General features: G+C 34.3%; 14 protein-coding genes, 1 other RNA gene and 1 pseudogene. 15 read left to right on the forward strand and 1 reads right to left on the reverse strand.

Annotated features, from left to right (window positions below; genetic code table 11):
- The first annotated feature begins 27 nt into the window (after positions 1–27).
- From dnaA to gyrA, 6 genes are all read left to right on the forward strand, one after another.
- Positions 28–1,380 (forward strand): chromosomal replication initiator protein DnaA, encoded by a 1,353-nt coding sequence (dnaA, locus tag NQ499_RS00005; protein WP_040389612.1) that lies wholly within the window; start codon positions 28–30, stop codon positions 1,378–1,380.
- A 138-nt stretch (positions 1,381–1,518) separates the two neighbouring features.
- Complete coding sequence (gene dnaN / locus NQ499_RS00010) at positions 1,519–2,622, forward strand: DNA polymerase III subunit beta (RefSeq protein ID WP_006504674.1); 1,104 nt, start codon at positions 1,519–1,521, stop codon at positions 2,620–2,622.
- Positions 2,623–2,792: 170 nt separating this feature from the next.
- A complete protein-coding gene (locus NQ499_RS00015) occupies positions 2,793–3,014 on the forward strand; it encodes an RNA-binding S4 domain-containing protein (RefSeq protein WP_022424781.1) in 222 nt (73 codons plus the stop codon).
- Positions 2,995–4,089, forward strand: a complete 1,095-nt coding sequence (gene recF, locus NQ499_RS00020) for a DNA replication/repair protein RecF (protein WP_006504676.1) — start codon at positions 2,995–2,997, stop codon at positions 4,087–4,089. Before NQ499_RS00015 ends, recF begins: the two co-directional genes overlap by 20 nt.
- Positions 4,090–6,015 (forward strand): DNA topoisomerase (ATP-hydrolyzing) subunit B, encoded by a 1,926-nt coding sequence (gene gyrB, locus NQ499_RS00025; RefSeq protein WP_006504677.1) that lies wholly within the window; start codon positions 4,090–4,092, stop codon positions 6,013–6,015.
- A 14-nt stretch (positions 6,016–6,029) separates the two neighbouring features.
- The gene (gyrA, locus tag NQ499_RS00030; protein ID WP_006504678.1) at positions 6,030–8,477 is read left to right on the forward strand and encodes a DNA gyrase subunit A; all 2,448 of its coding nucleotides are present in this window, start codon (positions 6,030–6,032) and stop codon (positions 8,475–8,477) included.
- Positions 8,478–8,643: 166 nt separating this feature from the next.
- On the opposite strand, the pseudogene tnpA reads toward gyrA, so the two are convergent.
- Positions 8,644–8,962 (reverse strand): annotated as a pseudogene (gene tnpA / locus NQ499_RS00035) (IS200/IS605 family transposase).
- A gap of 78 nt (positions 8,963–9,040) precedes the next feature.
- Here tnpA and NQ499_RS00040 point away from each other — a divergent pair.
- The 9 genes from NQ499_RS00040 to recR all read left to right on the forward strand — a co-directional run bounded on the left by NQ499_RS00040 (position 9,041) and on the right by recR (position 16,648).
- Entirely contained in the window at positions 9,041–10,180 is a 1,140-nt protein-coding gene (locus tag NQ499_RS00040) for a transposase (RefSeq protein ID WP_259848559.1), read from the forward strand.
- A 179-nt stretch (positions 10,181–10,359) separates the two neighbouring features.
- Positions 10,360–11,265, forward strand: coding sequence for an AEC family transporter (locus NQ499_RS00045; RefSeq protein ID WP_006505015.1), 906 nt, complete (start codon positions 10,360–10,362; stop codon positions 11,263–11,265).
- Between the two features lie 52 nt (positions 11,266–11,317).
- Entirely contained in the window at positions 11,318–12,604 is a 1,287-nt protein-coding gene (gene serS / locus NQ499_RS00050; protein ID WP_006505014.1) for a serine--tRNA ligase, read from the forward strand.
- Between the two features lie 61 nt (positions 12,605–12,665).
- Positions 12,666–12,755, forward strand: an RNA gene (gene ffs, locus NQ499_RS00055) — signal recognition particle sRNA small type.
- 22 nt (positions 12,756–12,777) lie between these two features.
- Entirely contained in the window at positions 12,778–13,221 is a 444-nt protein-coding gene (locus tag NQ499_RS00060; RefSeq protein ID WP_006505013.1) for a nucleoside deaminase, read from the forward strand.
- A gap of 2 nt (positions 13,222–13,223) precedes the next feature.
- Positions 13,224–13,901, forward strand: coding sequence for a Bax inhibitor-1 family protein (locus NQ499_RS00065; protein WP_006505012.1), 678 nt, complete (start codon positions 13,224–13,226; stop codon positions 13,899–13,901).
- Between the two features lie 50 nt (positions 13,902–13,951).
- Entirely contained in the window at positions 13,952–15,748 is a 1,797-nt protein-coding gene (dnaX, locus tag NQ499_RS00070) for a DNA polymerase III subunit gamma/tau (protein ID WP_040389701.1), read from the forward strand.
- Between the two features lie 2 nt (positions 15,749–15,750).
- Positions 15,751–16,053: a YbaB/EbfC family nucleoid-associated protein gene (locus NQ499_RS00075; RefSeq protein WP_006505010.1), complete on the forward strand. Its 303-nt coding sequence runs from the start codon at positions 15,751–15,753 to the stop codon at positions 16,051–16,053.
- Between the two features lies 1 nt (position 16,054).
- Positions 16,055–16,648 (forward strand): recombination mediator RecR, encoded by a 594-nt coding sequence (recR, locus tag NQ499_RS00080; RefSeq protein ID WP_006505009.1) that lies wholly within the window; start codon positions 16,055–16,057, stop codon positions 16,646–16,648.
- The last annotated feature ends 29 nt before the right edge of the window (positions 16,649–16,677 follow it).

The raw sequence follows: 16,677 nt of genomic DNA on the forward strand, positions 1-16,677 counted from the left end.
ATGAAGGGTGCAAAGGAAGGTGAATATATGGACAACTTGAAGCAGTTCTGGACAGAAACCCTCAATCGCTATGGAGAAAACAGTGACGATAAGATCGTATTCGACTCAATATTCACCCAGACAGAGGCTAAAGAACTGCAAAACAATGAATTAATCATTACTATAGAATCGGTTTTTAATAAGACCTTTATAGAGGATGCAAGTGAACAACTTGAAGATTTCTTCTATGAAGTATCTGGTATTAAAGCCACTATAAAGGTTATGACTACCCAGGAATATGAGAATATGAATAAGGCAAAAGCCCCAGTAGTGGAAGTGAAAGAAGAAATAGATGATTTTGATGATCATTTAAGTGCTGAACTCACTTTTGATAACTTCGTTGTGGGTAATTGTAATAGAATTGCTCAAAACGCCGCTTTGGCAGTCGCCTTAAAACCTGGTACATATAATCCTTTATTCCTTCATAGTAATTCCGGACTTGGAAAGACACATTTGTTGAATGCGATTGGAAACTATGTGAAAAAGAAATTTCCAGGTAAACGTATTCTTTATACAAATGCCGAAGCATTTGTAAATGATTACGTAGAAGCAATTGGTAATAATACGATTGCGACATTTAATCGTCGTTATCGTAGTGTTGATGTATTATTGATTGATGATATTCAGTTTATTGCGAATAAAGAAGGAAGTATGGAGATGTTCTTCAATATCTTCAATACGCTCCAACATTCAGGAAAACAGATTGTTATTACAAGTGATAAACCTCCTGTTGAGTTAAAAGGAATGGAAAACCGCCTTGTTTCTCGTTTTAGACAGGGTTTAACAGTGACTATTGATAATCCTGAATTTGAAACAGCCAAGGCAATCTTAAAGAAAAAGATTGAATCACGTATGATTGATTATCCTATTGATGAAGAAGTACTAGACTTTATTGCATCTCATTTCAATAAGGATGTTAGAGACTTAGAAGGTGCTGTGACAACACTTCTATTCTATAAAGTAGTATGTGGACAAAATCTTGATCATATCAGCTTGGATTTCGCATTAGAAGCATTTGATAATCCAGATAACACAACAACTGTGACTAAAAAAGAAGCGACTCCTGATACCATTAAGGAAACAGTTGCCTCTTACTACAATCTATCCGTCACACAATTAACAAGTAAATCACGTACAAACAATATTATTACAGCAAGACATATTGCGATGTATCTTGTCAGAGAGCTCGTTCCTGATATTTCTTATATCCAGATTGGACAGGAATTTGGGGGAAGAGATCATTCTACAATCATGAAAGCTTGTTCTAAAGTTAAGAAGAAGATGAAACAGGATCCTAACTATAAAACAGCGATCAATGATTTAATGGAACGCTTAAGTTAAGCACACGTATGCACAACTTGTGCACCGTGAAAAATGAGAATTCTTTTGGAATACTCAACAAAAACGAAACTTATGCACATTATGCACAGTATTATTATAATTATTCTTTAATTAATAAAATAAATAAAGGAGAAAAAAATGGATTTTAATATTAATAGACTTGTCTTATTAGATGCACTTACTAAGGTTTCTAGAGCTGTTTCTTTAAAGAGTCCTTTACCTATCTTAACAGGTATTAAATTTGACTTATTAGAAGATGGTTTAGTATTGACTGCATCTGATAGTGATATCAGTATTCAGACTACAATTAATGAAGGTATTATTATTAACCAGACTGGATCAGTAGTTTTATCTTCTAAGTATATCTTAGAAATTATTCGTAAGATTGATGGGGATACAGTTCATATTCAGGTTGTAGATGGTACTTTAACTCGAATTACTTCTGAAAGTTCTTTATTTGATTTAAATGGTTCTAAGTCTTTTGACTTCCCACGTATTGATTTAAATAAGAATGGTAAGCACTTCTCTATGAAGTCTTATGAATTCAAGAAGATTATTGAAAAGACTTTATTTGCGACGAGTGAACAAGAAACAAGACCAGTACTTACTGGTGTGAATTTCAAAGTAGACCAGCATAAGCTTGTATGTATTGCGACTGACAGTTATCGTTTAGCTCAAGTTAGTCAGCCAATTGATGATGATATTCAGTTTAACATCGTTATTCCTAAGAAGTCTTTAAATCAGATTATTCACATTATTGAAAAAGATGAAATGATTGATCTTTATGTATCTGATCGTAAAGTATTATTTGTGATTGGTCAGTATCTTGTATTAACTCGTTTAATTGATGGTACTTATCCTAATACATCACGTTTAGTAGAAGATCAGGGGTCTTATACTATGTCTATCAATAGTTCCGCATTACTTGGTGCAATCAGCCGTGCTTCTTTACTTTCTGATGAACAGAGTAATATTGTAAAATTAACGATGTCTCCTGATGAAAACATTCTTTCTTCTTATTCACAGGAAATCGGTTCAGTAGAAGAAAACTTAACAAAAGCTTTCTATAAGGGTGAACCAATGACTATCTCATTTAGTGCAAAGTATTTAGCTGATGCGATTCGTTCTATTGGAACTGAAACAATTCAGTTACGCTTTACTGAAAAGATGAGACCATTCCAGATCACAGGATTAGATGAGAGTGATAACATCCAAGTTGTTCTTCCAGTGAGAACTTACTAGGTAAATTAAAGGGACTATTCTCTTATTTGGTTAAAATTTCGCCTGTAATTGAAATTACTAAGAAAATGAAGTTTATCTCTCCCTTGAAAAAAGGGGCTATAAACTTCTTTTTTTTATGTTTTTGTGGTATAATGTAGAAAGCAAAATTAGCGCAAAGGATGTGTGATGAAATGAAAGAAGTCTTAATACATACTGAATATATTACTTTAGGTCAGGCTATGAAGTTATGTGGTGAAGCACAGAGTGGCATTGAAGCAAAGATTATGATTCAGGAAGGTCATGTTCTTGTAAATGGAGAAGTAGACCGTAGACGTGGTAAGAAATTAAGAGATGGTGACGTTTTTGAAGTAGATCGTCGCCAGTATGTAATCCATGGAAATCAAAACGCTTAATCTGATTCAATTTCGTAATTATGAAAAGCAGACCTTTCATTTTCATCCACTGGTTAATATTATCATTGGGGATAATGCACAGGGTAAAACGAATATACTTGAAGCAATTTATCTCTTGTCAACAACAAGAAGCTTTAAGTCCCGTATGCTTGATGAAATGATCATGTTTGATCAGTCTTATACACGTGTGTCAGGTCATATTGTGAATGGTACACGTCCTTATGATTTAAAGGTTGTTGTGTCTAAAGAAGGCAAGAAGGCTTTTATTAATGATAAGGCTGTGAGTAAGACAAGTGATTATCTGGGTTATTTTAATGTGATCTTATTTACTCCTCAGGATCTGCAATTGATTAAAGGATCTCCTAAGATGAGACGTACTTTGATAGATACTGAGATTTCTAAGATTTCACCAATCTATATGTTTAACTTGAATAAATATAATAAGTTGATGAAGGAAAGAAATAAGTACTTAAAGATGCTTTATGATGGACATAAGGAACCAGATATGTATCTAGAGGTACTGAGTGAGGAGATGGCAGAATTAGAAGAAGATCTGATTCAAAGACGTATGAAGTTCATAGAGTTATTGAATGAGATCAGTGGACAGATGTATGCCTATATTTCTGGTAAAGAAAAGCTTGTTTTGAGATATCATACGCAGTTCAAGGATATTTCAAAAGAGGGTATTCTTGATAAATATAAAAAGAATTATAAGCGAGATATATTCCAAGGAACTACCGTAGATGGTATTCATAAGGATGATTTAAAAATCTTTTTAGATGAGAATGATGCAGGTATGTTTGCATCCCAGGGACAGCAGCGTTCTATCATCTTATCGATGAAGATTGCATTAGTGGAGATTGTGAAGATGCAGATAGGTGAGTATCCTGTCTTGTTGTTAGATGATGTATTGAGTGAATTAGATGAAGAGAGAAAGATGAAGCTTTTGAATCTGATTGATCATAAAGTACAGACATTTATTACAACAACGCATTTTGATTTAGGTTATCATCATTCACTCGATGATGCTTTGGTTTTAAGAATAGAGAAAGGAACGTTGAAGGAGGATAAGTAAATGGAACAAAAAGTAGAACATTATGATGAATCCGATATTCAAGTCTTAGAAGGTCTAGAAGCCGTTAGAAAGAGACCTGGTATGTATATCGGGACAACGTCTGCAAGAGGTTTACATCATCTTGTATGGGAAATAGTGGATAACTCTATCGATGAAGCACTCGCAGGCTTCTGTAATAAGATCAGAGTTGTATTATTACCAGGTGATGTTGTAAAGGTCATTGATAATGGTCGTGGTATGCCTACTGGTATGAATGTGAAGACAGGTAAGAATACAATTGAAACTATTTTTACTGTATTACATGCCGGTGGTAAATTCGGAGGAGGAGGCTATAAGGTCTCTGGTGGTCTACATGGTGTAGGTGCCTCTGTTGTAAATGCCTTGAGTGAATGGCTAGAAGTTTATGTTCACCGTGAAGGACATATTTACTATCAACGTTTTGAAAATGGTGGAACACCTGTTGGTTCTTTAAAGGTTGTAGGAGATTGTGAACAGGAAGAAACAGGAACAACTGTTGTATTTAAGGCTGATCCTGAAATCTTTACTGAAACAACAGTTTATGATTATGGTGTATTAAGTCAGAGATTAAGAGAACTTGCTTTCTTAAATAAAGGCTTAAAGCTTGTATTAGAGGATGAAAGATTAGATCCTGCAAAAGTAGATGAGTATCATTATGAAGGTGGTTTAAGAGAGTATGTGGCTTTCTTAAATAAGAATAAGACACCATTACATGATCATATTATTGATTGTGAAGATACAATGAATGATATTTCCGTGGAAATAGCTATGCAGTACAATGATGGTTATCAGCCAAATATTTATTCATTCTGTAATAATATCAATACACACGAAGGTGGAACACATGAAGAAGGGTTCCGTTTAGCTTTAACACGTGTTATTAATAACTATGCAAAGAGTCATAACTTCTTAAAGGATAAAGATGAGTCTTTAAGTGGTGATGACTGTCGTGAAGGTTTAACTGCGATTGTATCAGTTAAGCACCCTGATCCTCAGTATGAAGGACAGACAAAGACTAAATTAGGTAATGCAGAAGTAAGAAAGATTGTATCTACTATTCTTGCGAATGCATTAGATAAATTCTTATTAGAAAATCCTGATACTGCAAAGATTATCATGGATAAAGTCACATTGGCTTCTAAGGCGAGAATGGCAGCGAAGCGTGCAAGAGAAATGACTCGAAGAAAGACAGCACTAGACGTCTCTAATCTTCCTGGTAAGCTTGCAGACTGTTCTTCTAAGGATCCAAGTGAATGTGAAATCTTCATCGTCGAAGGGGACTCTGCCGGAGGTAGTGCGAAATCTGGTAGAGATAGAAAGATTCAGGCTATTCTTCCTTTAAGAGGTAAGATCTTGAATGTTGAAAAAGCGCGTTTAGAAAGAATTCTTGGTAATGCGGAAATTAGATCTATGATTACCGCATTTGGTACTGGTATTGGTGATGAGTTTGATATCAATAAACTACGTTATCATAAGATTGTCATCATGACCGATGCCGATGTCGATGGTGGTCATATTAGAATCTTAATGCTTACTTTCTTATATCGTTATTTAAAACCTTTAATTGAGAATGGTTATGTTTATGCCGCTCAGCCACCTCTTTATTTATTAAGACATGGTAAGGATGATCATTATTTATATAGTGATTATGAGTTAGATAAACTAAAAGAAGAACTTGGTCCTAATGCGAAATATACAATTCAGCGTTATAAAGGGCTAGGTGAAATGAATCCAGAACAGCTATGGGAAACCACTATGAATCCTGAAAATCGTGTATTAAATAGAATTCAGTTAGATGATGCAATGCAGGCTGATCAGCTATTTGATATGTTGATGGGTGAACGTGTTGAACCTAGAAGAGATTTCATTAGAGAAAATGCGAAGTATGTAGAAAATCTTGATATTTAAGGAAGGAGATAGTCATGGAACAAAGAGGTATTAAAGATATACAGTTAACAGGTGAAATGAAGAAATCATTCATGGAATATGCGATGAGTGTTATTGTGGCTAGAGCTCTTCCTGATGCGAAAGATGGTTTAAAGCCAGTACAGAGACGTATTATTCATGGTATGAATGAATTAGGCTGTTATAGTGATAAGCCTTATAAGAAGTCTGCCCGTATTGTTGGGGAAGTCATGGGGAAATATCACCCACATGGTGATAGTTCTATTTATGAAGCTCTTGTACGTATGGCACAGGGTTTCTCATATAGATATATGTTGGTAGATGGACATGGTAACTTTGGTTCTATTGATGGTGATGGCGCTGCCGCAATGCGTTATACAGAATCAAGAATGTCTAAGATTGCGATGGAAATGGTAAGAGATATCAACAAGGATACTGTTGATTTTGTCCCTAACTATGATGGTGAAGAAAAGGAACCTAATGTGCTTCCTTCTCGTATTCCAAATTTATTGATTAATGGGTCTACTGGTATTGCGGTAGGTATGGCAACAAATATTCCTTCACATAACTTAGGTGAAGTGGTTGATGCAATTCTTGCTGTTTCTAAGAACCCTGATATTACAATTACAGAGTTGATGGATAATTATATCCCTGGTCCTGATTTCCCTACAGGCGCTTATATTTTAGGCCGTGGGGCTATTAAGAAAGCTTATGAGACAGGGAATGGTCTTATTGTCATGAGAGCAAAGACTGATATTGAAGATATCGGTAGTAATAAGAAAGCAATTATCGTAACTGAGTTACCATATATGGTCAATAAGGCACGTTTAATTGAAAAGATTGCAGCTCATGTCAAAGAAAAGAATATCGATGGTATTACAGAATTAAGAGATGAATCTGACCGTGAAGGTATTCGTATTGTGATTGAGTTAAGAAGAGATGTACAGCCAGAAGTTATTTTAAATCAGTTATACAAGTTAACTGCATTACAGACTACTTTTGGTGTCAACAATATTGCCTTAGTGAATGGTGAACCTAAGACATTGTCTTTAAAAGAAATGATTAATGTTTACTTAGAACATCAGGAAGATGTGATTCGTAGAAGAACATTATTTGATTTAAAGAAGGCAGAAGATCGTGCTCATATCTTAGATGGTTTAAAGCGTGCTATTGATCAGATTGATGCGATTATTAATTTAATTAGAAGTTCTCGTACAACAGAAATCATTCAGCAGAGATTAATGGATGAATTTGATATGTCTGAAAGACAGGCAAAGGCTATCCGTGAAATGCAGTTACAAAGACTAGCTGGATTGGAAAGAGAAAAGATTGAGAATGAATTAAATACATTATTAGAAACAATTGCAGATTTAAAAGATATTCTTGCGAATAAAGAAAGAATTATTGCGATTATTGATCAGGAACTTCTTGAAATCAAAGCGAAGTATGGTGATAAGAGAAGAACTGAAATCATTCAGGGTTCATTTGATATTGAAGATGAAGATTTAATTCCTGAAGAAGATGTCGTTATTTCTTTAACGAATAATGGTTATGTAAAACGTATGCCTATTGATACTTATAAAGCTCAAAATAGAGGTGGTAAAGGTATCAAGGGTATGAGTACAAATAATGATGATGTTGTAGACTCATTAATGAATATGTCTACTCATGATGATTTATTGATTTTTACTAACTTTGGTAAGGTATACCGAATGAAGGGATATAATATTCCTGAATTTGGTAGACAGGCAAAGGGTCTTCCTATTATCAACTTATTGAATATGGATAAGGATGAACAGGTAAAGACTATGATCTCTATTACACCTTCTGAAGTAGATGAATCACATTTCTTATTCTTTGTGACTAAGGATGGTTTAGTAAAGAGAACTGGATTACCTGAATTTGAAAATATCAGACAGTCTGGTAAACTTGCACTCACATTACGTGAAGGTGATGAATTAGTTGATGTTAAGTTAACTAATGGTAAGAGTGAAATTCTTCTTGCAGCAGCTAATGGTAAGGCTATTCGTTTTGATGAAAATGATGTGAGACCAATGGGACGTTCTGCAAGTGGTGTTAAGGGTATGAATGTAGATGATAGTCATATTATTGGTGTGACTACAAATACCGAAGGACAAAATATCTTAATCATTACTGAAAAGGGTTATGGTAAGATGTCACCACTAGAAGAATATCGTTTATCTAAACGTGGTGGTAAAGGTGTTAAGACTGTTAATATTACTGAGAAGAATGGTGAATTAGTCAGCATTAAAGCCGTAGAAGGCAATGAAGACTTAATGATCATTACGAATGAAGGTATTATTATCAGATTACCAATGGAACAGGTAAAGAGTGCTGGAAGAGCTACACAGGGTGTAAGACTTATTAAAGTAGGTGAAGGTGCTTCTGTTTCAAGTATTACAGTAGTAGATAAAGAATCGGAAGAAGAAACAACTGAAGAATAGAAGTTGTCACATGACAACTTCTTTTTTTCATAAATAAATCCTTTCGCTTGTCATAGGCGGAAACCCACTGCCTTTAGGCGGTGGGAGGAGCCTCGTAAATCGTTATCTATTATACCTGACTTTCAATATATTTTTGTATAGTTGCTGATGACACTTCTCCAATGCTTCAAGCAAAATAACCATCTGACCAAAATGTTTTTTCGTTCCAATACTGTTTTTGATAAGACCGAACTATACTTTTGCCATAAGTAGTATGTTGTTTCCTGCTTTGCAATTTTGACAATATCGCAAACTCTATCTGCTGTATCGTAAAAATGTATATGGTCTTTGTCGGTTTCTATCGCAATATTTTCGCAGTCACGAGTATTAGCTATATCATCTTCGATAGAATCTTTGAGTAATTGTTTACGGTATTTGGTTACTAGAATTATATGTACTTTAAGGCTGTATTTTTGTCTGTTATGACGATTGTATCTAATATCCACAGTTCACCTCAAAATATAGATATTTCGCTATAAATTATATATAATATATAGCGAAATATCTATGAAAGGAGTACATCTATGGAACAGATGACTATTACAGCCAAAATTCAAATAATCGCAGCTGAAACAGATAAGATTTTGCTTGATGAAACTATGTCTGTTTATCGTAATGCCTGTAATTATGTTTCAGACTATGTATTCCGCACTCATGACTTAAAGCAGTTTTCACTTAATAAAGCTTTGTATTCTACTTTACGAGAAAAGTTTAACCTTAAATCGCAGATGGCTCAGTCTGTTTTGAAGACTGTTATCGCCAGATATAAGACCATTCTTGAAAATCAGAATGAGTGGATTAAACCATCGTTCAAAAAGCCTCAGTACGACCTGGTTTGGAACAGAGATTATTCCTTGACACAAAACCGTTTTTCAATCAATACGCTTAATGGTCGTGTGAAGTTATCTTATTTTTCAGATGGAATGTCTAAGTATTTCGATCATACGATTTATAAGTTTGGTACTGCCAAACTTGTAAATAAACATGGTAAATACTATCTGCATATACCAGTTACCTATGAGATTGAAGAAAGTAATATTTCTGACATCTGTAATGTTGTAGGTATTGACAGAGGTATTAACTTTGTTGTTGCAACTTATGACAGCAAACATAAGTCTGGATTTGTTAGTGGTAAAGCTATTAAGCAGAAACGTGCTAACTATTCCAAGCTTCGTAAGGAACTTCAAATGCGACATACGCCATCCTCAAGACGAAGACTGAAAGCTATCGGTCAGCGAGAAAACCGTTGGATGCAGGATATTAACCATCAGGTATCGAAGGCACTCGTTGAAAACAACCCAAAGCACACTCTCTTTGTATTGGAAGATTTATCAGGTATTCGTAATGCTACAGAACGTGTCAAAACAAAATATCGTTATGTTTCTGTATCATGGTCTTTCTATGACCTTGAGCAGAAACTAATCTACAAAGCAAAACAGAATCAGTCTTCTGTTATTAAGGTAGACCCTCGCAATACAAGTCAGTGCTGCCCTTGCTGTGGACATGTTGAAAAGTCTAACCGCAATAAGAAGATACATCTGTTTACTTGCAAAAAATGTGGCTATAAATCTAATGATGACCGCATTGGAGCTATGAATCTGTATCGTATGGGAATAAACTATCTTGCAGATAGCCAAGTACCTAATACAGTTGTAACAGAGTAAACTCTGCTACAAAGGGTGCTGTCAACCACCCTATGATGTAACGCCACTTTAGATAGCAATATCTATCGGGGTTAAAGGTCGGAGGTGTAAACCATTAGTACGACTGGGCAGTTACAAGCCCATGACCTTTAGGTCGTGGGTAGTTGACACTATAATAAGTCCTCAAAGGGGAGATAAGTATGTTAGATTTACAGGTAGAAATATTTATTTTAGTAGGAATAGGCTATCTTATTTCTAAACTAGGATTATTTAATAAACAGACACGTAAACAGGTCACTGATTTAGTATTAAATATTGTATTACCTGTGGCTACTGCCAAGAGTTTCTTAATTAAACTCACACCAAGTATTATGAAGACAACTCTTGTGGTCTTTTTAGTATCTATTGGTATACAGGGTCTTTATTTTATTATTAATAAGACAGCTTATAATAATCAGGACGAGACAAAGAAGATCAACTTACAGTATGCAACTATGGTATCTAATGCAGGTTTTATGGGTATGCCATTTGCGCAGGGGTTATATGGTGATATGGGATTACTTTATGCCTGTATTTATTTAATTCCACAAAGAATATTTATGTGGAGTTATGGTTTGTCCCATTATACAAAAGCTGATTTTAAGACGATGGTGAAGAAAGTTGCTTTACATCCATGTCTTATTGGGATTTATTTTGGTATAGTATTTATGATCATGTATTCATTAGGGTATACGCTACCTTCTTTTGTGACAACAACTATGAGTTCTATAGGAGGATGTAATACCGCATTAAGTATGATTGTGATAGGAAGTATATTAAGTGATGTAGAACCTAGAGAGATATTGGATAAGGAATGTATTTATTATTCTTTTATTCGTTTGATTATGATTCCAGTGATTACTTATCTATGTTTAAGATGGACATCACTTGATCATATTGGTATTGGTGTCTCTGTTGTATTGGCTGCGATGCCTGCACCAAGTACATGTGCAATGCTGGCAAATAAGTATGATAAGAACCCAGAATTCGCTTCTAAGCTTATTTTTGTATCTACTGCATTTTCTTTAGTCACATTGCCGTTTATTTCTTTCATCATAACTTTATAAATAGTGAATTATGGTATATAATGACAATAATCTATGAACAAGGAGATTGTATATGATTGATATCGCAAGATTAAGAGAAGATCCTGAAGCTGTTAGGGAGAATATTAAAAAGAAGTTTCAAGATCATAAGCTTCCTTTAGTTGATGAAGCATTAGAATTAGACAAACAGTATAGAGCTGCTATTACAAGAGCATCTGAACTTCGTAGTATGAGAAATAAATTGTCTAAAGAAATTGGACAGTTCATGCGTGAAGGTAAGAAAGAAGAAGCTGCTGAAAATAAGAAGAAAGTTGGAGAAATGGCTGAAGAATTAAAGTCATTAGAAGAAGTTGAAAAAGAATCTGGAGATAAATTAAGAGAAGTCATGATGAAGATTCCTAACTTCTTAGATCCTACTGTACCAATCGGTAAAGATGACAGCGAAAACGTAGAAATCACTAAGTATGGTGATCCAGTAGTACCTGATTATGAAGTTCCATATCATACAGATATTATGGAATCATTTGATGGTATTGATCTAGATGCAGCAGGTAGAGTTGCAGGTAATGGTTTCTATTATTTAATGGGTGATATTGCGAGATTACATTCTGCAGTATTAGCTTATGCAAGAGACTTCATGATCAACCGTGGATTCACTTATTGTGTACCACCATATATGATTAGAAGTAATGTTGTTAATGGTGTTATGTCATTTGAAGAAATGGATGCCATGATGTATAAGATTGAAGGAGAAGACCTATACTTAATTGGTACTTCTGAACATTCAATGATTGGTAAGTTCATTGGCGAATTATTAGATGAAGACAAATTACCATATACTTATACTTCATATTCACCATGTTTCAGAAAAGAAAAGGGTGCCCATGGTATTGAAGAACGTGGTGTTTATAGAATTCATCAGTTCGAAAAACAGGAAATGATTGTTGTATGTAAACCAGAAGAATCTAAGATGTGGTTTGATAAGTTATGGAATAATACTGTAGATTTATTTAGATCTTTAGATATTCCAGTAAGAACACTTGAATGTTGTTCTGGTGACTTAGCAGACTTAAAGTCTAAGTCATTAGACGTTGAAGCTTGGTCTCCAAGACAGAAGAAGTATTTTGAAGTAGGAAGTTGTTCTAACTTAACTGATGCACAGGCTAGAAGATTAAATATCAGAATCAATGGTAAAGATGGTAAGTATTACGCACATACTTTAAATAATACTGTTGTTGCACCACCTAGAATGTTGATTGCGTTCTTAGAAAATAACTTAAATGAAGATGGTACTGTTTCTATTCCAAAAGCATTAAGACCATACATGGGTGGTACTGAAAAACTAGTTCCTAAAAAATAATGTGAAAGGAGATGTAAAATCTCCTTTTTCTTGCATTTTATAATAATTATGTTATAATCAATTTTGCCATTACAATAAACATGTCTGAACCATGTCAGGACCGGAAGGTAGCAGCATTAAGGGCCTCTGTTTGTGTGTAATGGCACTTTTTTTATATAAAAAGGAGTCATAGTATGAGCGATGAAGAATATATGGCTGAAGCATTAAAAGAAGCAGAAATCGCAATGAGTGAAGATGAAGTACCTATTGGATGTATTATTGTCTATGAAGGACAAATTATTGCACGTACACATAACCAGAAGGAAACCTTAAAGAAGGCTACAGGACATGCTGAAATATTAGCTATTAATCAAGCAAGTGAGTATCTTGATTTATGGCATTTAGATGGCTGTACAATGTATGTAACATTAGAACCATGTATGATGTGTACAGGGGCTATTATACAAAGTCGTATGAGTCGTTTAGTAATAGGTGCAAATGTGAGTAAATGGCCTGGTTTTATAGAGTTAATAGAGAATAATCCTGTAAATCATCATCCTGATGTACAACAGGGGATTTTAAAGGAACAGTGTGCTACAATAGTATCAGAGTTCTTTAAACGTAAAAGGAGGAAGTAATTATGGATTCTTATTATAGTAATAAGATGAGTTATGGTGAGTTCTTTGGTTCAATCATGAAATGGATGGCTGTCGCATTAGGAATCACTACAATCACTTCATTTCTATTCTCATTCTTACATCTTGAACTGATGTTGGGTGCATCTTATTTCATCTTTATGATTGTATGTTCGATTATAGAAATAGGATTAGTACTAATGCTTAGTAAAACAGTCAAAGATATGGCTATAGAGAAGGCTAAGACGTATTATGTTGCTTATTCAGTAATTAATGGGATTGTGCTTTCTATGTGGTTGAATTATGTTGTACCAGGTGTAGCGGTACTTGCCTTTGCAGTGACAGCTGTTTATTTTGGTTTACTCTATACAGTAACACAGCATACTAATAATAATTTCATCGGTATAGGAAAAGTCTGTTTAATGGCTTTACCAGTTCTTATGATTGCGTATATCTTATTGATCTTCATTTCAGCGCCAGGTCTTTATTATCTAGTCGTATTCCTTGATCTTGCAGTCTTTACTGGACTTACATTACATGACTTTAAAAATATTGAATATGCTTATGAAATTGTACCTCAGGAAGCATTACAAGGTATGGCATTACTTTGTGCATTACAGCTCTATATGGATTTCATCAACATTCTTATCGATATATTGATGTTAGTAAGTGATAATAATTAAGGTGCTAAGGCACCTTTTTTTATGTATAATAAGGAAAGGAGTTGATGAAGATGGCATATAAATCATTATATAGAACATACCGTCCACAGACATTTAAAGATGTAGCTGGACAGGAAGCAATTATTACTACATTAAAGCATGCAATAGATGAAAAGAAGATTGCTCATGCATATTTATTTTGTGGTCCACGTGGAACAGGGAAGACAACTGTCGCAAAGTTATTAGCTAAGGCAGTTAATTGTACAGGTAATCCTAAACCATGTGGCGAATGTGAGAATTGTAAACAAATTGAAAATGGAACACATCCAGATGTCATTGAAATAGATGCTGCCAGCAATAATGGGGTAGAAGAAGTAAGAAGTCTGATTGATAAGGTGAAATATGCACCGACACAAGGACAATATAAAGTCTATATCATCGATGAAGTACATATGATGTCACCTGGGGCTTTTAATGCACTATTAAAGACATTAGAAGAACCACCTGCACATGTCATCTTTATTCTTGCGACGACAGAACCACATAAGATCTTACCTACTATTATTTCTAGATGTCAGAGATTTGATTTTACACGACTTACTGACCAGGAAATGGTACAAAGAATGCAGTATGTCTTAAAAGAGGAAGGCAAGACATATGATGATGGATCCTTAGAATTAATTGCTCGACTTGCGAATGGTGGGATGAGAGATGCCTTATCTATCCTTGAACAATGTCTTGCCTATAATGATGATCATTTAAGCATTAATGATATTCATACTATTTATGGTATTGTATCCATGGATGATAAGACAAACTTATTGAAGGTTTTATTATCTAAGAATATGTCTGAGTCTTTAAAGATATTAGATAAGATGGATAAGAGTGGTATCGATATTAAGAGATTAACATTTGACTTAATTGATATATTAAAAGACATAGTTGTTTATAGGAACACAAAAGATGCTTCTATTATGTCAGTCATGACACAGAAAGACTTAGAAAACATTGTGCCTTATATTACAAGTGATGAATGTTTTAGTTTTATTGATATTTTGATGGATGCAAGTGAGAAGTATATTAGAGCGACTGATCCACATATTTATTTTGAACTTGCATTATTAAGATTATGTAATCAAGAACACGCACCAAGTCAGAAGATTGAATATACACCTATTAAAGAAGAACCTGTAAAACCTGTAGAAGTAAAGAAGGTTGAAGTCAAGGAAGAACCAATCGAAGAAATCATGGAAGAACCTGTCTTTGAACCAATTGAAGAAGAGATAGTAGAACCAGCTATTGAAAAGAAGGCTGAACAACCAGTACCTCAATTCAATTATGAAAAGAAAGAAGAACCAGAAACATATGAATCTGATGATAATATCGAAGTAGATCAAAGTGATATATTAAATATTCTTGTACAGGCAGATCGTAAGATCTTAAATGAAGTACAGGAGAAGTGGCCAGTGATTAGACGTTATATGGCTAATATGAATACAGCTAAAGCAGCAAGTATGTTATCACAGGGACATCCTGTAGCTGCTTGTAGAGATGGTTTAATTATTGAGTTTGAATTAATGCCTGATGTGAATGCGGCAAACTATTATAAGAATTATAAACAGTTATCATCTTTAATTAAGGATGTATTAGGACATGAATATAAATTCATTGGTATGCAGCATGATGCATGGTTAGAGATGAGACAACATTATATTCAGCTTGCAAGAAGCAAACAGATTCCTCAGGCGAGACCAATCACATTAAAACATATTGATGGATATGATTTAAAAAGAGTCGATTTGAATGATGCACAGAAGTATGCTTTAGATATGTTTGGCGAAGATATTGTAGAATTTAAGGAGGATTAAAAATGGATTTCAATTCGCTTTTAGAAACCGCAAAGAAAATGGGTGAAACAGCCTCAAATCAACAAAAAGAATTAGAAAACAAGAGTTTTAGTTTTTCTTGTCAGAATAATTTGATTACAGGTAAAATCAATGGTAAGTATCAGATCACCGAATTACATATCAGTCAGGATCTTATGGATGATAAAGATATGTTAGAAGACTTGATGATGATTGCGATTAATCAGGGAATCAGTCAGGTAGAAAAGGAGAAGGAAGACAATATGAAATCCCTCACTGGTGGATTAGATTTATCTTCTTTTATGTAATATGGAATATCCAAAGAGTTTTGAAGAGTTAATGACATGTTTTAAAATGTTGCCAGGTATTGGAAATAAAGGTGCTGAAAGAATGGCTTATGCGATTTATGATATGTCAGAAGAAGATGTAAAAAGATTCTCACAGGCACTGACTTCATTTAAAGAAAATGTCCATACTTGTCCTATATGTGGTAATTTAAGTGAAGGTGATAAGTGTGAGATATGTGCTGATCACGAAAGAGATCAATCGACAATATGTGTTGTAGAATCTCCTAAGGATGTCTTTGCGATGGAAAAGATGAAAGAGTACCATGGTTTATATCATGTATTAGGTGGTACAATTTCTATTATGGATGGCAAGACTATGGATGATTTGAACATCATGAGTTTATTTGATCGTATTACTCCTGATACAAAAGAAGTGATTATTGCGACAAATGCGACAAGAGAAGGGGAAACAACTGCACTCTTCCTTGCAAAGCTATTAGATAAAAAAGGTGTTAATACAACACGTATTGCGCATGGTTTACCAATTGGAAGTTCTCTTGACTATGCAGATGAACTTACATTATTAAAATCATTTGAAGGTAGAAAGAAGGTCTAAGAACCTTCTTTTTAATTATGGAAAAAACA

The sequence above is a fragment of the Catenibacterium mitsuokai genome (genome assembly GCF_025148785.1).
Lineage (GTDB): Bacteria > Bacillota_I > Bacilli_A > Erysipelotrichales > Coprobacillaceae > Catenibacterium > Catenibacterium mitsuoka.